The 19,481-nt window shown below is 65.0% G+C and carries 14 protein-coding genes; 7 read left to right on the plus strand and 7 right to left on the minus strand.

The features are described 5' to 3' along the window. Nucleotides 1-6: 6 nt before the first annotated feature. The 7 genes from MJ122_RS10215 to gloB form a co-directional block, all read right to left on the minus strand. Nucleotides 7-1,617: an ABC transporter ATP-binding protein gene (locus MJ122_RS10215; RefSeq protein WP_239744076.1), complete on the minus strand. Its 1,611-nt coding sequence runs from the start codon at nucleotides 1,615-1,617 to the stop codon at nucleotides 7-9. 1 nt (nucleotide 1,618) lies between these two features. Beyond that, complete coding sequence (locus tag MJ122_RS10220; protein ID WP_239744077.1) at nucleotides 1,619-2,638, minus strand: ABC transporter permease; 1,020 nt, start codon at nucleotides 2,636-2,638, stop codon at nucleotides 1,619-1,621. Between the two features lie 4 nt (nucleotides 2,639-2,642). Next, entirely contained in the window at nucleotides 2,643-3,725 is a 1,083-nt protein-coding gene (locus MJ122_RS10225) for a microcin C ABC transporter permease YejB (RefSeq protein WP_017519547.1), read from the minus strand. Next, complete coding sequence (locus MJ122_RS10230; RefSeq protein ID WP_239744078.1) at nucleotides 3,725-5,590, minus strand: extracellular solute-binding protein; 1,866 nt, start codon at nucleotides 5,588-5,590, stop codon at nucleotides 3,725-3,727. Before MJ122_RS10230 ends, MJ122_RS10225 begins: the two co-directional genes overlap by 1 nt. Beyond that, nucleotides 5,587-7,416 carry an extracellular solute-binding protein gene (locus tag MJ122_RS10235; protein ID WP_239744079.1) on the minus strand — a complete coding sequence of 610 codons (1,830 nt, stop codon included), beginning with the start codon at nucleotides 7,414-7,416 and terminating at the stop codon, nucleotides 5,587-5,589. The genes MJ122_RS10230 and MJ122_RS10235 overlap by 4 nt, the downstream gene beginning before the upstream one ends. A gap of 116 nt (nucleotides 7,417-7,532) precedes the next feature. Further along, nucleotides 7,533-9,152, minus strand: coding sequence for a LysM peptidoglycan-binding domain-containing protein (locus MJ122_RS10240; RefSeq protein WP_088417450.1), 1,620 nt, complete (start codon nucleotides 9,150-9,152; stop codon nucleotides 7,533-7,535). A gap of 79 nt (nucleotides 9,153-9,231) precedes the next feature. After that, nucleotides 9,232-10,026, minus strand: coding sequence for a hydroxyacylglutathione hydrolase (gloB, locus tag MJ122_RS10245; RefSeq protein ID WP_088417449.1), 795 nt, complete (start codon nucleotides 10,024-10,026; stop codon nucleotides 9,232-9,234). Nucleotides 10,027-10,115: 89 nt separating this feature from the next. Here gloB and MJ122_RS10250 point away from each other — a divergent pair, with 89 nt between their 5' ends. The 7 genes from MJ122_RS10250 (at nucleotide 10,116) to MJ122_RS10280 (ending at nucleotide 19,458) form a co-directional block, all read left to right on the plus strand. Continuing rightward, a complete protein-coding gene (locus tag MJ122_RS10250; RefSeq protein WP_026079125.1) occupies nucleotides 10,116-10,871 on the plus strand; it encodes a methyltransferase domain-containing protein in 756 nt (251 codons plus the stop codon). Between the two features lie 11 nt (nucleotides 10,872-10,882). Further along, the gene (gene rnhA, locus MJ122_RS10255; RefSeq protein WP_017519541.1) at nucleotides 10,883-11,326 is read left to right on the plus strand and encodes a ribonuclease HI; all 444 of its coding nucleotides are present in this window, start codon (nucleotides 10,883-10,885) and stop codon (nucleotides 11,324-11,326) included. 58 nt (nucleotides 11,327-11,384) lie between these two features. Then, nucleotides 11,385-12,122, plus strand: coding sequence for a DNA polymerase III subunit epsilon (gene dnaQ, locus MJ122_RS10260; protein WP_088417448.1), 738 nt, complete (start codon nucleotides 11,385-11,387; stop codon nucleotides 12,120-12,122). 206 nt (nucleotides 12,123-12,328) lie between these two features. Further along, the gene (locus MJ122_RS10265; protein ID WP_239744080.1) at nucleotides 12,329-14,581 is read left to right on the plus strand and encodes an arginine/lysine/ornithine decarboxylase; all 2,253 of its coding nucleotides are present in this window, start codon (nucleotides 12,329-12,331) and stop codon (nucleotides 14,579-14,581) included. A gap of 105 nt (nucleotides 14,582-14,686) precedes the next feature. Further along, nucleotides 14,687-16,873, plus strand: a complete 2,187-nt coding sequence (locus MJ122_RS10270; RefSeq protein WP_239744081.1) for an EAL domain-containing protein — start codon at nucleotides 14,687-14,689, stop codon at nucleotides 16,871-16,873. A gap of 190 nt (nucleotides 16,874-17,063) precedes the next feature. Beyond that, on the plus strand, nucleotides 17,064-18,407 hold the full coding sequence (locus MJ122_RS10275) for an amino acid permease (protein WP_239744082.1): 1,344 nt from the start codon (nucleotides 17,064-17,066) through the stop codon (nucleotides 18,405-18,407). Nucleotides 18,408-18,645: 238 nt separating this feature from the next. Then, nucleotides 18,646-19,458, plus strand: coding sequence for a crotonase/enoyl-CoA hydratase family protein (locus MJ122_RS10280; RefSeq protein WP_017519536.1), 813 nt, complete (start codon nucleotides 18,646-18,648; stop codon nucleotides 19,456-19,458). The last annotated feature ends 23 nt before the right edge of the window (nucleotides 19,459-19,481 follow it).

Here is a 19,481-nt window from a genome sequence, read left to right on the forward strand (position 1 = left end):
GCTGGGTTACGCATCCGCCGGAGCCAGGAAAGCGGCTTCCAGCAGTTGTTGCGTATAGGTGTGTTGCGGCGCGGCGAAGACTTCCTCTGCAGCTCCCTGTTCGACCACCTTGCCATGGCGGATCACCATCAGTTGGTGGCTGAGGGCTTTCACCACCGCCAGGTCGTGGCTGATGAACAGGTAGGTCAGGTTGTACTTGGCCTGCAATCCGCGCAGCAGTTCGACGACCTGGCGCTGCACTGTGCGGTCCAGCGCCGAGGTCGGTTCGTCCAGCAGGATCAGCGCCGGCTTGAGCACCAGCGCGCGGGCGATGGCGATGCGCTGCCGCTGCCCCCCGGAGAATTCGTGGGGATAGCGGTGGCGAGTACCGGGGTCGAGCCCGACTTCCTTGAGCGCCTCGATGATCGCCTGCTCGCGCTCCTCGGAGGTGCCCATCCCATGGATCTCCAGGCCCTCGCCGACGATCTGGCCCACTGACATGCGCGGGCTGAGGCTGCCGAACGGGTCCTGGAAGACGACCTGCATCTCGCGACGCAGAGGCCTGACTTCCGCCTGGTTCATGCCTTCGATGGCCTGGCCTTCGAAGCGGATGCCGCCCCGGCTGTTGATCAGCCGGAGGATGGCCAGGCCCAGGGTCGACTTGCCCGAGCCGCTCTCGCCGACAATCCCCAACGTCTGGCCGCGCGGCAGGCTGAAGTCGATGCCGTCCACCGCCTTGACGTGGTCGACGGTCTTGCGGAACACGCCTTTCTTGATCGGGAACCACACGCGCAGGTCGTCGACCTCCAGCAGCGGCTCGCCGGGCTCGTTCTGCGCGGGGCTACCGCTGGGTTCGGCGCCGAGCAATTCGCGCGTGTAGGGGTGCTGCGGGGCCTCGAAGAGGGTGTCGCAATCGGCCTGCTCGACGATGCAGCCGCGCTTCATTACGCAAACTCGATGGGCGATGCGCCGCACCAGGTTGAGGTCGTGGGTGATCAGCAGCATGGCCATGCCCAGACGCTGCTGCAGGTCGCGCAGCAGGTCGAGGATCTTCAGCTGCACCGTGACGTCGAGCGCCGTGGTCGGTTCGTCGGCGATCAGCAGCTCCGGCTCGCAGGCCAGCGCCATGGCGATCATCACCCGCTGCCGCTGGCCGCCGGAAAGCTCGTGGGGGTAGGCCTTGAGGCGGCTGGCGGGATTGGGAATACCGACCAGGTCGAGCAATTCCAGCGTGCGCGCGCGGGCCTGATTGCCGCTCATGCCCTTGTGCAACGCGAGCACTTCGCCGATCTGCTTCTCGATGGTGTGCAACGGGTTCAGCGAGGTCATGGGTTCCTGGAACACCATGGCGATGCGGTTTCCGCGGATGCCGCGCAGCTTGCGCTCGGGCAGCTTGAGCAGGTCCTTGCCGCCGTACTGGATGCTGCCGGAGGGATGGCTGGCGGTGGGGTAGGGCAGCAGGCGCAGGATGGAGTGCGCGGTGACCGACTTGCCGGAGCCGCTCTCGCCGACCAGCGCCAGGGTCTCGCCCTTGCGGATGTCGAAGCTGATGTGCTCGACCGCACGCACTTGTTCGTCGCCGCAGCGGAAATCGACGGACAGATCGCGGACTTCGATGAGGTTCTCGTACTGGTTCATGTCACTTCCTCGGGTCGAAGGCATCGCGGGCGGCTTCGCCGATGAACACCAGCAGGCTCAGCATCACGGCCAGCACCACGAAGGCGGTGATGCCCAGCCAGGGCGCCTGCAGGTTGGACTTGCCCTGGGCGACCAGCTCGCCCAGCGACGGCGCGCCGGCGGGCAGGCCGAAGCCGAGGAAGTCCAGGGAGGTCAGGGTGCCGATCGCGCCAGTGAGGATGAAGGGCATGAAGGTGAGGGTGGAGATCATCGCGTTGGGCAGGATGTGGCGGAACATGATCGCCCCGTTGCGCATGCCCAGGGCGCGCGCGGCGCGCACGTACTCCAGGTTGCGGCCGCGGAGGAACTCGGCGCGCACCACGTCCACCAGGCTCATCCAGGAGAACAGCAGCATGATCCCCAGCAGCCACCAGAAGCCCGGCTGCACGAAGCTGGCGAGGATGATCAGCAGGTAGAGCACCGGCAGGCCCGACCAGATTTCCAGGAAACGTTGGCCGAGCAGGTCGATCCAGCCGCCGTAGAAGCCCTGCAGCGCGCCCACGGCGACGCCGATGATGGAGCTGAGCACGGTGAGGATCAGGGCGAACAGCACGGAGACACGGAAGCCGTAGATCACCCGCGCCATGACATCGCGCGCCTGGTCGTCGGTGCCCAGCCAGTTCTCCGCGGTGGGCGCGGAGGGGGCGGGCACCCGCAGGTCGTAGTTGATGGTGTCGTAGCTGTAGGCGATCGGCGGCCAGAGAATCCAGCCGTCCTTCTGCGCGATCTGCTCGCGCATGTACGGGCTCTTGTAGTTGGCCTCCATGGGGAACTCGCCGCCAAAGACGGTTTCCGGGTAGCGCTTGACCACCGGGAAGTACCACTCGCCGTCATAACGGATCGCCAGCGGCTTGTCGTTGGCGATCAGCTCGGCGCCCAGGCTCAGGACGAACAGCGCGAGGAACAGCCAGAGGGACCACCAGCCGCGCTTGTTGGCCTTGAAGCGCGCCCAGCGGCGCTGATTGATGGGAGACAGGCGCATCGGATTACTCCCGGTTCTCGAAGTCGATGCGCGGATCGACCAGCGTGTAGAGGACGTCGCTGACCAGCTTCATGATCAGGCCGAACAGGGTGAAGATGAACAGCGTGCCGAATACCACCGGGTAGTCGCGGTTCAGTGCCGCCTCGAAGCTCAGCAGTCCCAGTCCGTCGAGGGAGAAGATCACCTCGATCAGCAGAGAACCGGTGAAGAAGATACCCAGCAGGGCTGACGGCAGGCCCGCGATGATCAGCAGCATGGCGTTGCGGAACACGTGGCCGTAGAGCACGCGGCGTTCGGTCAAGCCCTTGGCGCGGGCAGTGACCACGTACTGCTTGCCGATCTCGTCGAGGAAGCTGTTCTTGGTCAGCAGGGTGATGGTGGCGAAGTTGCCGATCACCAGCGCGGTGATGGGCAGTGCCAGGTGCCAGAAATAGTCGCGGACCTTGCCGCCCCAGGTCAGCTCGTCGAAGTTGTTGGAGGTCAGCCCGCGCAAGGGGAACCAGTCCCAGTAGCTGCCGCCGGCGAACAGAACCACCAGCAGGATGGCGAAGAGGAACGCGGGGATGGCGTAGCCGACGATGATTGCCGAGCTGGTCCAGACGTCGAAATGGCTGCCGTGGCGCACCGCCTTGGCGATACCCAGCGGGATCGACACCAGGTACATGATCAGCGTGCTCCATAGCCCCAGGGAGATGGACACGGGCAGCTTCTCGACGATCAGGTCGGTGACCTTGGCGTCGCGGAAGAAGCTCTGGCCGAAGTCCAGGTGCACGTAGTTCTTGAGCATGATCCAGAAGCGCTCGGGGGCCGGCTTGTCGAAGCCGTACATCTTCTCGATTTCCTTCACCAGCTCCGGGTCCAGACCCTGGGCGCCGCGGTAGTGCGTGCCAGCGGAGGCGACTTCACCGCCGCCGCCGGAGATGCGCCCGGTGGCGCCGCCGCTGGCGGCATCGAAGCCCTCCAGCTTGGCGATCATCTGCTCGACCGGGCCGCCGGGGGCGGCCTGGATGATGATGAAGTTGATCAGCAGGATGCCGAACAGGGTGGGGATGATCAGCAGCAGGCGCCGCAGGATGTAGGCCAGCATCAGTTGGACCCTTGGGCGACGGTGCCGTCAGCCGGCGTTTCGCTCGCGGCCTTGGCATCCGTATGGGTCGGTACGGCCTTGTCGCGGGCCTGCCACCAGGTCTGCAGGGCGTAGCTGTAGGGCGGCAGCTTTTCCGGGTGGGCGATGCGGTTCCAGTAGGCGATACGCCAGTTGCCCAGGTACCAGTTGGGCACCACGTAGTGGCCCCAGAGCAGGGCGCGGTCGAGGGCGCGGGCGTGGCGCACCAGGCTTTCGCGGGAGCCGGCGTTGATCAGGCCCTCCACCAGGGCGTCGATGCCCGGATCGCGGAGGCCGATGAAATTGCGACTGCCGGGCTTGTCGGCGCTGCTGGAGTGCCAGAATTCGCGCTGCTCGTTGCCGGGCGAGCTGGACTGCGGCCAACTGCTGACGATCATGTCGTAGTCCCGCGAGCGCAGGCGGTTGATGTACTGCGAGACGTCGACGCGGCGCAGCTGCATGTCGATGCCCAGTTCGGCGAGGTTGCGCTTGAAGGGCAGCAGTACGCGCTCGAAGTCGGCCTGGGCGAGCATGAACTCGAAGCTCAGCTGCTTGCCGTCGGGGCCGACCATCTTGTCGTTCTCGATCCTGTAGCCGGCGTCCAGCAGCAGTTGGTAGGCCTTGCGCTTCTGCTCGCGGATGATGCCGCTGCCGTCGCTGGTGGGCGGCACGTAGACCTGGGTGAAGACCTCTGGCGGCAGCTTGTCGCGCAGCGGCTCGAGGATCTTCAACTCCTCCGCGTCGGGCAGCTCCTTGGCGGCCATCTCGGAGTTCTCGAAGTAGCTGCCATCGCGCAGGTAGGAGCTGAAGAACAGCTGTTTGTTGGTCCACTCGAAGTCGAACAGGTTGGTGATGGCTTCACGCACGCGCGGGTCCTGGAACACCGGGCGGCGGATGTTGAAGGCATAGGCCTGCATGCCCCACGGGTTGCCGTTCACCGGCTCTTCGCGAACGATGCGGCCGTCACGCACGGCGGGCGAATCGTAGGCGGTCGCCCAGTTCTTCGCGATGCGCTCGTCATTGAAGTCGAACTGCCCGGCCTTGAAGGCTTCCAGGGCCACTGTGAGGTCGCGGTAGGACTCCACCACCACGGCGTCGAAGTTGTTGAAGCCGCGGTTCACCGGAAGGTCCTTGCCCCACCAGTCCTTGACCCTCTCATAGCGAATCGAGCGGCCGGCCTCGACCTTGGCAATGCGGTAGGGGCCACTGCCCAGCGGTGGCTCCATGTTGGTCTTGTTGAAGTCGCGGCTGGCCCACCAGTGCTTGGGCAGGATCGACAACTGGCCGAGAATCAGCGGCAGCTCGCGATTGTCGCCGTGCTTGAAGTCGAAGCGCACGCGCAGCTTGTCTTCGGCCACCACCTTGTCGACGTCCGCGTAGTAGTTGCGGTACATGGGGTCGCCGTCCTTCATCAGCGTCTCGAAGGTGAACACCACGTCTTCGGCGGTGACCGGCGTGCCGTCCTGGAACTTCGCCTCCGGGCGCAGGTAGTAGCGGACGAAGCGGTGCTCCGGGTCCTTCTCGATCTTCTCGGCGAGCAGGCCGTACTCGGTGAAGGGTTCGTCGAGGGAGTGGAAGGTCAGGGTGTCGTAGATCAGGTTGATCTGCGGGGCCGAGTTGCCCTTGGCGATGAAGGGATTGAGGCTGTCGAAGCCGCCGAAATCGGAGAGGCGCAGCGTACCGCCCTTGGGCGCATCGGCATTGACGAAGTCGAAGTGCCTGAAGTTCGCCGGGTATTTGGGCGCCTCGTCATACAGGGTGATGGCGTGCTGCGGCGCGGCCTGCGCACTGCCCAGCAGTCCCAGCAACAGGCCGGCGCAGAGCGCGGCGCGGCGGGGGCTTTTCATAGGGTTTTCTCCTGGTCTTTTTGCCACCAGGCTCGCAGACCCAGCGTGTAGGGCGGCGTGGTGACGAAGGCGAAGCGGTTGCGGTACGCCAGTCGGTGCTTGTTCAGGTACCAGTTGGGAATGCTGTAGTGCTGCCACAGCAGCACCCGGTCCAGGGCGCGCGCCGCGGCTTCCTGCTGGTCGCGGTCGGTGGCGCCGAGGAGTTTCTCGAGCATCGCGTCCACCACGGGGTTGGCGATGCCCGCATAGTTCTTGCTGCCCTTCACCGCCACCTGGCTGGAATGGAAGTACTGCCATTGTTCGAGGCCGGGGCTCAGGGTCTGGGGCAGGGTCATCAGAATCATGTCGTAGTCGAACTGGTCCAGACGCTGTTTGTACTGGGCACGGTCCACGGTGCGCAAGCTCGTATCGATGCCGATGCTGGCGAGGTTCTCGCGATACGGCTGGAGAATGCGTTCCAGGCTGGGGTTGACCAGCAGGATCTCGAAGCGCAGCTGCCTGCCGTTGGCGTCCAGCAGGCGGTCGCCGGAGAGCTTCCAGCCGGCTTCGCCCAATAGACCCAATGCATGGCGCAGGGTTTCCCGCGGGATGCCGGCTCCCTTGGTCACCGGCACCGTGAAAGGACGCTTGAACAGCGCTTCGGGCAACTGCTGACGATACGGCGAAAGCAGCAGCCATTCCTGGCCCTGGGGGACGGCGGTGGCGGCGAAGGTGCTGTTGGGGTAGTAGCTGCTGGCGCGTACATAGGCGTCGTTGAACAGCGCGCGGTTGGTCCACTCGAAGTCGAACATCATCCCCAGCGCCTCGCGCAGGCGACGATCGGCGAAGGTCGCGCGGCGGGTATTGAGGAACAGCGCCTGGGTCTGGGTGGGGATCTGGTGGGGAATTTCTGCCTTCACCACGTCGCCACGGCGTACCGCCGGGAAGCGGTAGTTGCTGCGCCAGTTCTTCGCCTGGTGCTCGATGTAGATGTCGAACTCGCCGGCCTTGAAGGCTTCGAAGGCGATACCGGCGTCACGGTAGAAGTCCACCTCGACGCGGTCGAAGTTGTACTTGCCGCGGTTTACTGGCAGGTCCTTGCCCCACCAGTCCTTGGCCCGCTCGAACACCAGACGGCGCCCCGGCACCACCTCGGTGATCCGGTAGGGGCCGCTGCCCAGCGGCGGTTCGAAAGTTGTGGCCTGGAAGTCGCGGCCTTTCCAGTAGTGCTGCGGTAGCACCGGCATCTCACCCAGGCGCAGGATCAGCAGCGGGTTGTCGTGGCGCTTGAAGACGAAGCGGATGCTCTGCGGCGAGAGGATGTCGACCCGCTGCACTTCCTGCAGGTTGGTGCGGTACATCGGGTGGCCATGCTTGAGCAGCGTGCGGTAGGAAAACGCCACGTCGTAGGCGGTGATGGGCTTGCCGTCGTGGAAGCGAGCTTCCGGACGCAGGTTGAACACCACCCAGCTGCGGTCTTCAGCGTACTCCACGCTGCGGGCGATCAGGCCGTAGCTGGAGGCGGGTTCGTCGCCAGAGGGGTCGTACAGGCCGGTGCCGACCATCAGCGGCTCGTTAAGCTCGCTGACGCCGTACTGCAGGAAGTCCGCGGTGCTGACCGGCGGGCTGCCCTTGAAGGTGTAGGGGTTTAGCGTGTCGAAGGTGCCCAGGCCCATCAGCCGCAGCACGCCGCCCTTCGGAGCCTTGGGGTTGACCCAGTCGAAATGATCGAAGCTGGCCGGGTACTTGAGGTCGCCGAACTGGGCGTAGCCGTGGCTCTCGGTGATCTGGGCGGAGGCGGGAAGGCCCAGGAAAAGTCCCAGGAGCATCAGAGACAAGCGACGCATCAGGCGTAGGATCCGATCCTGGCTGGCTGAAGGGGAGTTGCGTCGTACAGTAGCAGCTTGTCCGTGCTGCCAGAAGACATGCGGCCGGGGCTGTGCGCCCCGGCGCAGGCTGAAACTCAGCGGCTGGCGGTGCCGAGGTACAGGGTCAGCGTCTGGCCGGGCTTCAGGGCCTTGCCGGTGCGCGGATTCCACCGCTGGATATGTTGCGTCTCGACGTTGAAGCGCTTGGCGATCATGGATATCGAGTCGCCCTGCTTGACCTTGTAGTAGGTCGCGGTGTCCTGCTTGGCCTTGCTCTTGCTGCTGGAAGCCAGTTGGGTGGCAGCGGCGCTCTGCAGCTTGAGCGTCTGGCCGGGCTTGACGCCATGGCTGTCCAGGCCGTTCCAGCGCTTGAGGTCCGCGACCGCGACGCTGTTCTTCTTGGCGATGCTCCACAGCGTGTCGCCGTTCTTCACGGTGTAGCTGCGGGTGGCGACGCGGGCGCTGGCGACGGTCTTCGAGCTTTCCACCTGTGCCAGTTGGCGCGGACTTTCCGGCTCGATGGTCGGGCGGCCGGGCTGGCCGGGGATGACCAGGGTCTGGCCGTTGCGCAGGCGGTTCGCGCTCAGGCGGTTGGCTGCCTTGAGCTCGGCCACGCTCAGGCGGTAGCGCTGGGCGATGCTGTGCAGGCTATCGCCCTTGCGTACACGGTAGCGGCTGCCCGAGCTGGCCACGGTTGCTGCCAGCGGCTTGAGTTCGACCGGCTGCAGGTTCGCGACCCCGGCTTTAAGGGAGTCGGCCTTGGCCAGCGGCACCAGCAGGTGGTGCGGACCGTCCAGGGTCACGCCGCGTTTGAAGGCTGGGTTGAGCTGTTGCAGTTCGTCCTGGTCCAGGTCGGCGACCGCGGCGACCTGGGAGAGATCCAGGCCCGGCTTGACGCGGATCGAGGTGAAGTAGGGCTGGTTGGCGATCGGGCTGAGGTTGATGCCGTAGATGGTCGGGGCATTCACCAGCTGCGACAGGGCCAGCAGCTTGGGCACATAGTCCTGGGTTTCCTGCGGCAGCGGCAGGTTCCAGTAGTCGGTGGGCAGGCCGAGACGCTCGTTGCGTTCGATCGCGCGGCTGACGGTGCCTTCACCGGCATTGTAGGCGGCCAGCGCGAGCAGCCAGTCGCCGTTGAACATGTCGTGCAGGCGGGTCAGGTAGGTCAGCGCGGCGTTGGTCGACGCGGTGATGTCGCGACGGCCGTCATAGAAGTTGGTCTGGCGCAGGTTGAAGTGCGTGCCGGTGCTCGGGATGAACTGCCACAGGCCAACGGCCTGGGCGCGCGACACGGCCATCGGGTTGTACGAGCTCTCGATCATCGGCAGCAGCGCCAGCTCCAGCGGCATATCGCGCTCTTCCAGGCGCTCGACGACGTAGTGCATGTATGGCGCACCGCGCTCGCTGGCGTTTTCCAGGAACGACTGGTTGCTCATGAACCACAGGCGCTGACGTTCGATACGCGGGTTGGTATTGAGCTGGTCCTGCAATTGGAAGCCGCCACGCATGCGTTCCCAGATATCGTTCTGGGCCTGGTTCCAGGCTGGGTTGAACTGCACGTCGACGGCGCGGGAAGCGCTGCGGACCTGGCTGTCGCTGGCGGTCTGCTGGGTCGACTGGCAACCCGCCAGGCCCGCCGCGAGCAGGACAATGGAGACTCGGATGGCGCGTGCCAATGCGTCTAGATCGGAGGTCTTTCTGGTCTTGGGCGGCATTGGCTGATGACTATGTCCGGGGCAAAAATTTCGGCGATTCTAGAAACCGGGCCCATCCTGGTCAAGATTTCGCCAGCCCTCAGAACTGATCCTTCCAGCGGCGAATGGTCGCAAAGACCTCTTCCGGCGTGCGGATTTGCTGGCCGTTCCGCTCGTCGGCGACTTTCTTAACGGATGTTTCCGACACGCGAAGGAAAGGATTCGTCGCCCGCTCTAAAGCAATGGAAGAAGGAAGGCTGATCTTCCCCTGTTCGCGCCAGCGGCTGACTTCCTCGAAGCGCGCGAGGACTTCCGGGTTCCCCGGTTCGACTGCACAGGCAAAGCGCAGGTTGCTCAGGGTGTATTCGTGGGCGCAGTACACGGCGGTGTGGCCGGGCAGGGCGGCCAGACGGCTCAGCGACGCATGCATCTGTGCCGGCGTGCCTTCGAACAGTCGGCCGCAACCGGCGGCGAACAGAGTGTCGCCGCAGAACAACAGTGGCAGGCTTTCATCGTCATGGCGGTTCGTTGCATGAAAATAGGCAATGTGGCCGAGGGTATGGCCGGGCACGTGGATGACCTCGAACTCCAGGCCGAGCACTGCGACACGGTCGCCATCCTCCAGCGCCACGTCACGCCCGGGAATCTTTTCCCCCGCCGGGCCCAGTACACGGGCGCCGGTTTCGGCCTTGAGGCGGGCGACGCCGCCGACGTGGTCGGCATGGTGGTGGGTGATGACGATATCGGTCAGCTTCCAGCCGGGATGGGCCTGCAGCCATCGCTCGACCGGCGCGGCGTCACCCGGATCGACCACCGCGCATTCGCGGCGGGTCACATCCTGCAACAGCCAGAGGTAGTTGTCGGAAAAGGCGGGCAGAGCATCTATCTGTATCATGGGTGGAAAGTCGCCAAGTGGTGGGCATTGGCGCATAGTAGTGCGGATACGCACTTTTGTGTCGCGCTGTCCCACAGGGGGTAGTGATGATTGAAGAACCCTTCGCCCAGGCGGATGCCGACTGGCTCGAGCTGATCGACCAGGCCCGCCACTGGCTGTCCGGGCCGATCGGCGGGATGATGCTCGCCGAAGAGCAGCAACTGCTGATCGACGAGCTGGAGCGCTATTTCGGCGGTTACCTCGTGCATTACGGACCGCATGCGCAGCTGCCGGCCAGCGTCGGCAATATCCAGCGTGGCGTGCGCCTCGGGCCACCCTTGCCCGGCGTGGAGATCGCCTGCGACGAGGCGGCTTGGCCGCTGGGCGAGCATGCCGCCGACGTGGTGCTGCTGCACCACGGCCTGGATTTCTGCCTGTCGCCGCACCGCCTGTTGCGCGAAGCCGCGCGCAGCGTGCGTCCGGGTGGACACCTGCTGGTGGTCGGGGTCAATCCCTGGAGTGCCTGGGGCATCCGCCATTATTTCGCCCGCGACGCCCTGCGCCGCGCCCGCTGCATCTCGCCGAACCGGGTCTGCGACTGGCTCAACCTGCTGGGCTTCGCGCTGGAGAAACGCCGCTTCGGGTGTTATCGTCCGCCGCTTGCATCGGCGAAGTGGCAGGGCCGCCTGGCCCGCATGGAGACCTGGGGCCCCGTCCTGCAGGGCTCCGGCGCCGGCTTCTATCTATTGGTGGCGCGCAAGCTGGTGGTCGGTCTGCGGCCCCTGCGTCAGCCCCGTCGCGAGCCGCGCGGCCAACTGGTGCCGCTGCCGGTGGCCAAGGTCAGTCGCCGCGATTCCGAGTCCTGAAAGCGAGCCAAATGAGCGAAGAGAAAGTCGAGATCTACACCGACGGCGCCTGCAAGGGCAATCCGGGTCCGGGTGGCTGGGGCGCCGTGCTGTTCTACAAGGGCGCCGAGCGCGAACTGTGGGGCGGCGAGGCGGAAACCACCAACAACCGCATGGAACTGATGGCCGCGATCATGGCCCTGGCTGCGCTCAAGCGGCATTGCGACGTGCGCATCGTCACCGACTCGCAGTACGTCATGCAGGGCATCACCGAGTGGATGGTCAATTGGAAGAAGCGCGGCTGGAAGACCGCCGCCAAGCAGCCGGTGAAGAATGCCGACCTGTGGCAGGCGCTGGACGAGCAGGTGAACCGGCATAATGTCGAGTGGCGCTGGGTGCGCGGCCACACCGGCCACCCCGGCAACGAGCGCGCCGACATGCTCGCCAACCGTGGCGTGAGCGAACTGCCGCGCTGAGAATCATGAGCGCCCGGAAAGCTCCGGGCGCATCAACCGCAAGAAGGTTTCACAGAGAATGCGCAGCGTCGTACTCGATACTGAAACGACCGGTATGCCGGTCACCGACGGCCACCGGATCATCGAGATCGGTTGCGTCGAGCTCGAAGGCCGTCGCCTCACTGGCCGGCACTTCCATGTCTACCTGCAGCCCGATCGCGAGATCGACGAGGGCGCCATCGCGGTCCACGGCATCACCAATGAATACGTCAAGGACATGCCGCGCTTCCGCGAAGTGGCGGATGACTTCTTCGAGTTCATCAAGGGCGCCCAGCTGATCATCCACAACGCGGCGTTCGACGTTGGCTTCATCAACAACGAATTCGCCCTGCTGGGACAGAGCGAGCGCGCGGACGTCGCCGATTACTGCAGTATCCTCGATACCCTGCTGATGGCCCGCGAGCGCCATCCGGGCCAGCGCAACAACCTCGATGCCCTGTGCAAGCGCTATGGCGTCGACAACTCCGGCCGTGACCTGCACGGCGCCTTGCTCGATGCCGAGATTCTAGCCGACGTCTACCTGGCGATGACCGGTGGCCAGACCAGCCTGTCGCTGGCTGGCAACGGCGCCGAGGGTGACGGCAGCGGCCGTGCTGCTGCTACGGCGATCCGTCGCCTGGCGGCGGACCGCGCGCTGACCCGCGTGATCCGTGCCACCGATGAAGAGATCGAAGCGCATATCGCGCGCCTGGCGGTGATCGAGAAGTCCGCTGGCGGCCCGTCGTTGTGGGCGCAGATGGAAGCGCCGAAGGAGTGATCCTCCGCGCTGCTTGAAGAAGGCCCCGAACAGGGGTCTTTTTCATTTCTGCGAACAGTCGCCAGAGCCAGGCGCTCGAGGTGAACGCACCTGTCAGCCACGCGACGTTTTATTACAGCTGTCAGCCGGGCGCATTCCCCTACATTCCGTGAGCCCATACTCTGGAGAGGATCGACGCCAGTCGTACGTCCTTTCAGGGGTTCACAATGTACAAAGATCTAAAATTCCCCATCCTCATCGTTCACCGCGACATCAAGGCCGATACCGTGGCCGGCGACCGGGTGCGGGATATTGCGCGGGAGCTGGAGCAGGACGGCTTCAGCATCCTTTCCACTGCCAGCTCCGCCGAGGGGCGCATCGTCGCCTCGACTCACCATGGGCTGGCCTGCATCCTGGTCGCCGCCGAGGGGGCGGGGGAGAACCAGCGCCTTCTGCAGGACGTGGTGGAACTGATCCGCATGGCCCGGGTGCGCGCACCGCAGCTGCCGATCTTCGCCCTGGGCGAGCAGATGACCATCGAGAACGCACCGGCCGAGTCCATGGCCGACCTGCACCAGCTGCGCGGCATCCTCTACCTGTTCGAAGACACCGTGCCTTTCCTCGCCCGCCAGGTCAGCCGCGCCGCGCGCAAGTACCTGGAGGGTCTGCTGCCGCCGTTCTTCCGCGCGCTGGTGGAGCACACCGCGCAGTCCAACTACTCCTGGCACACGCCCGGCCATGGCGGCGGTGTCGCCTATCGCAAGAGCCCGGTGGGGCAGGCGTTTCACCAGTTCTTCGGGGAAAACACCCTGCGTTCGGACCTCTCCGTCTCGGTGCCCGAACTGGGCTCGCTGCTCGACCACACTGGCCCGCTCGCCGAAGCGGAGGCCCGCGCCGCGCGCAACTTCGGCGCCGACCACACCTTCTTCGTGATCAACGGCACCTCCACGGCGAACAAGATCGTCTGGCACTCGATGGTCTGCCGCGACGACCTGGTGCTGGTGGACCGCAACTGCCACAAGTCCATCCTCCATGCGATCATCATGACCGGTGCCATCCCGCTGTACCTGACGCCGGAGCGCAACGAGCTGGGCATCATCGGGCCGATCCCGCTGTCGGAGTTCAGCCGCGAATCCATTGCCGCCAAGATCGAGGCCAGCCCATTGGCACGCGGCCGCGAGCCCAAGGTGCGGCTGGCAGTGGTGACCAATTCCACCTACGACGGCCTCTGCTACAACGCACAGATGATCAAGCAGGCACTGGGGGGCAGCGTCGAGGTGCTGCATTTCGACGAGGCCTGGTACGCCTACGCGGCTTTCCACGAGTTCTACGACGGCCGTTATGGCATGGGCACCCGTCGCGATGACAGCGGCCCGCTGGTATTCACTACCCACTCCACGCACAAGATGCTCGCGGCCTTCAGCCAGGCCTCGATGATCCACGTGCAGGATGCCGGTGCGCGGCGCTTCGAGCAGGCGCGCTTCAACGAAGCCTTCATGATGCACATCTCCACCTCGCCGCAGTACGGCATCATCGCCTCGCTGGACGTGGCCTCAGCGATGATGGAGGGCCCGGCGGGCCGCTCGCTGATCCAGGAAACCTTCGACGAAGCCCTGAGCTTCCGCCGTGCCCTGGCCAACGTACAGCAGAACCTCGCCGAGGATGACTGGTGGTTCAGCGTCTGGCAGCCGCCGGGTGTCGAGGGCACCGATGAGGTGAAGACCCGCGATTGGGTGCTCGAGCCCAACGCCGACTGGCATGGCTTCGGCGACGCGGTGGAAGACTACGTGCTGCTCGACCCAATCAAGGTCACGCTGGCCACGCCGGGCCTTACCGCCGGCGGGCGTCTCGATTCGCGCGGGATTCCCGCCGCGGTGGTCAGCCGCTTCCTCTGGGAGCGTGGGCTGGTGGTGGAGAAAACCGGGCTCTACTCCTTCCTCGTGCTGTTCTCCATGGGGGTGACCAAGGGCAAGTGGAGCACCCTGGTCACCGAGTTGCTGGAGTTCAAGCGCAGCTACGATGCCAACCAGCCGCTGGCGGACGCGCTGCCCAGCGTTGCCCAGGCGGGGGGCGCGAGATATGCGGGCATGGGCCTGCGCGACCTGTGCGACGAGTTGCACCGCTGCTACCGGGACCATGCCACCGCCAAGGCGATGAAGCGCATGTACACGGTGCTGCCGGAAATCGCCATGCGCCCGGCGGAGGCCTATGCGCAGCTGGTGCGCGGCGAAGTCGAGGCGGTGCCTGTCGATCAGTTGGAAGGTCGTGTCGCGGCGGTGATGCTGGTGCCATATCCGCCAGGTATACCGCTGATCATGCCGGGGGAGCGGTTCACCGAATCCACCCGCTCGATACTCGACTACCTGGCCTTCGCGCAGAGTTTCGAGCGCAACTTCCCCGGTTTTGACTCCGACGTCCATGGGCTGCAGATACGAGAGGTCGATGGAGAAAAACGCTACACCGTGGAGTGCTGCAAATGACCGCTCGGCCCCTGCGCTCGTGGGCCGCCGTCCATTTTTGAAAAGTGGAACTATTCTTCTGCGCATCGGTAAAGGGAGAAATGAGGAAAAAGGGAGGTTTCCCCCATGCGCTGTCCCGTGACGTTGCCGAACGAAAGCGAGCGCCTGACAGCGCTCTCCGATTACGGATTCGACGACGAAAACCTGCTGCCGAGCCTCGACCCGGTGGTGCAGATTGCCGTGCGCATGTTCGGTATGCCGGTCGCGGCGGTGAACATGATCGGCAGTGACCATGTGTTCTTCGCCGCCGCCACCGGTATCGGCGAAGTGGACATGGGACGCGACGTGTCCTTCTGCGCCCATGCCATCGCCCAGGACGGCGTGATGGTGGTGGGCGATGCCAGCCGCGATGAGCGTTTCCATGACAACCCCCTGGTGACCGCGGTCAATGGCGTGCGCTTCTATGCCGGGGTGCCGCTGCTGTCAGTGGAAGGTCAGCCATTGGGCGCCCTGTGCATCATCGATAGCCAGCCCCATGAAGACTTCAGTCGGGATGATTGCGAGCGCTTGAAGGAGCTGGCGCGAATGGCTGCCGACCGCCTCGAGCTCAGGCGTATCGAGGTTGCCTCGGCGCGCACTCGGCCGCTGTTCGAGGAGTACGCCGGCACGTCGCCGACGCCGGTCGTGTGGTTCGACTGCTGGGGTGAGATCGGCGCCTGGAACGAGGCCGCCGCCAACCTGTTTGGCTATGATCTCGCCGAGGGCAGCGGACAGGCTTTTGAACTGCTGTTGCCCGAGCGCAGCCGCCAGTCCTTTCGCAGTCTGATCAGCGGGGCCAGCGATGCCACCTCCCTGGACGGCATGGCCGTGCCGGGAGAAATCACCGGCTTGCGCAAGGATGGCTCGGAAGTGTCCCTCGGCCTGACCCTGTTCAGTTGGTCGGAGCGGGGCAAACTCAAGTTCGAGGCTGTGCTCAAGGACCTCACCGCCCGCCACCGGGAAGAAGAAGCGTTGCGCCAGTTGGCCTGCGTCGACGTGCTCACCGGACTGGCCAATCGCGGCCAGTTCTACCGGCGCACCGAGGAGGTGCTGGTGCAGTCCCGGCCGGCGGCGGTGCTGATGATCGACCTGGACGGTTTCAAGGACGTCAATGATTCTCTTGGCCATGCCGTGGGGGACGGCATCCTGCGGCAGGTGGCCGAACGACTGGACCGGCTGGCCACGGCGGACGCCACGGTCGCGCGGATCGGCGGAGACGAATTCGCCATCCTCGAGCCCAACCTGCTTTCGCCGGAGCACGCCATGCGCTTGGCCCAGGCCGTGATCGCCAGTATCGCCGAGCCCATCGTCATCGAGGCCCATGAAGTGCGAGTGGCCGCCAGCTGCGGGGTGGCGCTGGCGCCCTTGCACGCCCAGGAAGCGCTGGAGCTGGTGGGCGACGCCGATCTTGCGCTGTTCAAGGCCAAGAGTAGCGGCCGCAGTCACGCCTTCGTGTTCCTTCCGGCGCTGAAGATGGAAGCGGCGGCACGGCATCTTTATGGCATGGAGTTGCATCGTGCCGTGGCCAATGGCGAGTTCCTGCTGTTCTACCAGCCTCAGGTCAGCCTGCGCGACGGCTCCCTGCGCGGGGCCGAGGCACTGATCCGCTGGCAGCATCCGCAGCGCGGCCTGCTGTCGCCGGCAGCTTTCCTGCCATCGCTGGAGGGCGGGCCGCTGGCGGCCATCGTCGGTGCCTGGATACTGGATGAAGCCTGCGCCCAGGCTGCCTACTGGCGGCGCAATGGTGCTCCGGACCTGCGCATGGGGGTGAACCTGTTCGGCGCCCAGTTCCGCATGGGCAACCTGGTCACCCAGGTGCTTGAAGCACTGGAACGCCACGGCCTGCCGGCGGAAGCGCTGGAGCTGGAGATCACCGAGAACATCGTGCTCAATCACGACGACAGCGTGCTCAGTACCCTGCAGAGCCTGCGTTCCTATGGGGTCGGCATCGCGTTCGACGACTTCGGCACCGGCTACGCCTCCCTCAGCCTGCTCAAGACCTACCCGCTGAGCCGCATCAAGATCGACCGCACCTTCGTGATCGGCATGCTGGAGACGCAGCAGGACCTGTCGGTGATCCGCGCGATCCTCGACATGGCCCGCAGCTTCGACCTGGAGACCATCGCCGAGGGCATCGAAACCTCCGCCCAGCGCGACCGTTTGCGCGCCGAGCGCTGCACCGAAGGGCAGGGCTACCTGTTCGCCAAGCCGATGCCGTCGTTGCAGTTCGAGCAGCTCTACGAGATCGGCAGGCGCCAGTTCGGCTCCGCCTGAGCGGCGGAATTTCTGCAGCGGCATTGACCGCGCAGGGCGAAATCGCTCGAAACGAGCGGTCTCGTCCTGCAAAACGGTTTCCTCCTTTGCCCGGCGCTGTCTACCCTGTAGGACAGATCGCCGCTCTGCGTCTTTTCCGAGGGCAGGACGATAAAACGAAAATACGGATCTCGGCTTCTAAGGAGCGCAGATGGCGGAAGCGAAAAAGGGCAGCATGGGGTTCTGGAGCTGCACTGCGCTGGTGGTCGGCAACATGGTCGGGTCAGGAGTCTTCCTGTTGCCATCGAGCCTGGCGGCGTTCGGTGGGCTCAGCCTGTTCGGCTGGCTGGTGTCGAGTACCGGGGCGGTGATCCTGGCCTTCACCTTCGCTCGGCTGGCGCGGCTCAATCCCGGTGCTGGCGGGCCTTACGCCTATACCCGCGATGGCTTCGGCAGCTTCGCCGGCTATCTCTGTGCCTGGACGTACTGGAAAGCCGCGTGGATCGGCAACGCCGCCATCGCCGTCACGCTGGTGGGCTACCTGCGAGTGTTCATACCGGCGCTGGCCGACCCGCTGCTGATGGTCGCCACGGCCATCGGCGCCATCTGGCTGTGCACCCTGATCAATCTGCGCGGCATCACTGCCTTCGCCGTGGTGCAGAACTGCCTGACCGCGCTCAAGCTGATCCCGTTGCTGCTGGTAGGCATCCTTGGCTGGTTCCATTTCAACCCTGACTACCTGACCATCCCGGCGCCCAGCGAACTGCCGAACATGGGCTATGCCCAGGCGATCGCCACCACGGCGGCGCTGACGCTGTGGTCCTTCATCGGCCTGGAATCGGCGACCGTGCCGGCGGACGATGTGCGCGACCCGAAGAAGACCATCCCGCGCGCCACGCTGTTCGGCACCCTGGCCGCCGCTGCGGTGTACATCCTGTCGATCACCGCCGTGCAGGGCCTGATGCCGCCGGAAGTGCTGGCCAAGTCCACTTCGCCCTTCGCCGATGCCGCGCGCATCCTGCTGGGCAACTGGGGTTACTACCTGGTCGCCGGCGGCGCGGTGATCGCTTGCCTGGGGGCGCTCAACGGCTGGGTGCTGCTGCAGGGACAGATTCCGGTGGCGCCGGCTCGTGACGGGTTGTTTCCCGAATCCCTGGGCAAGCTCAACAAGAATGGCGCGCCGGCCAATGGCCTGCTGTCCTCCGGGCTGCTGGTGACGGCGCTGGTGATGGTCGACGGCCATGGCGAGTTGGTGGAGGTGTTCAACGTCATCATCCTGCTGGGCACCATGACCGGTGTCGTGCCCTATGCCTTCTGTACCGCCGCGCTGCTGCAACTGCTGGCGACCAAGCCGGAATCCTTCTCGCCGCGCTCGCGGCCGCAGGTGCTGGCGATCGGTTGCCTGGGCTTCCTCTATTCACTTTGGGCGTTGTATGGCACCGGCGAGCAGGCAATCTTCTGGGGCTTCCTGGTGTTCATGGCCGGTATCCCGATGTACACCTGGCGCCAGTACCGCAACCGTGCGCAGGGGTTGCCGCTGGCCGCTGGCGACTGATTGCCGCGGCGACCACCTTCCTGCCAGATCAAGCAGTTGGTGAGCGTATTGCGAGCGAATTCACGCCCGATGCCGTGGTCTGTGTCACAGACCGCGGCATCGACTTTTGGTCTTGCCTTGTTATAGTGGCGCGATGCCAAAAATCTGTATGCCGCACCCATAAGAACTGTTGGCCCGGGCTCCGGCGGCAGCGCGCCGCCCCCAGACGAGAAGCAGGGCATTCCCGAGGACATCTCCCGTGACTGAATACAAAGCCTTCCGCGTTGAACTGGCGGACAAGATCGCCCATGTGCAGATCAACCGTCCGGAAAAGCTCAACGCGATGAATGCCGATTTCTGGAAAGAAATCATCGATATCTTCCAGTGGGCCGATGAAACGGATGAAGTCCGTGTCGTCGTCCTCAGCGGCTCCGGCAAGCACTTCTCCGCCGGTATCGACCTCGCCCTGCTGGCCCAGGCCGCCAGCCACCTGGGCAAGGACGTAGGCCGCAACGCCCGCGCATTGCGCAAGACCATCCTGCAACTGCAAGGCTCCTTCAACGCCGTGGACAAGTGCAGCAAGCCGGTGCTTGCGGCGATCCAGGGCTACTGCATCGGTGGCGGCATCGACCTGATCTCTGCCTGTGACATGCGCTACTGCAGCGCGGACGCGCAGTTCTCCATCAAGGAAATCGACATGGGCATGGCAGCCGATGTCGGCACCTTGCAACGCCTGCCACGCCTGATCGGCGATGGCATCATGCGTGAGCTGGCCTACACCGGGCGTAACGTCAACGCCGAGGAAGCGCAGCGCATCGGCCTGGTCAACAGCGTCTACGCCGACCATGCCGCGCTGTTCGATGGTGTTATGGAACTGGCCCGGCAGATCGCCGCCAAGTCGCCGATCGCCATCCGCGGCACCAAGGAAATGATCGGCTATGCCCGCGACCACCGCGTCGAGGACGGCCTGGAATACATCGCCACCTGGAACGCCGCGATGCTGCAGTCTGCCGACCTGCAGGCCGCCATGATGGCGCACATGAGCAAGAAGACCCCCGAGTTTGCCGATTGATGTCCGTCCACTCTTCTTGCGCG

It is taken from the genome of Pseudomonas sp. DP-17 (genome assembly GCF_022380625.1).
GTDB classification, from domain to species: Bacteria; Pseudomonadota; Gammaproteobacteria; order Pseudomonadales; family Pseudomonadaceae; genus Pseudomonas; species Pseudomonas nitroreducens_A.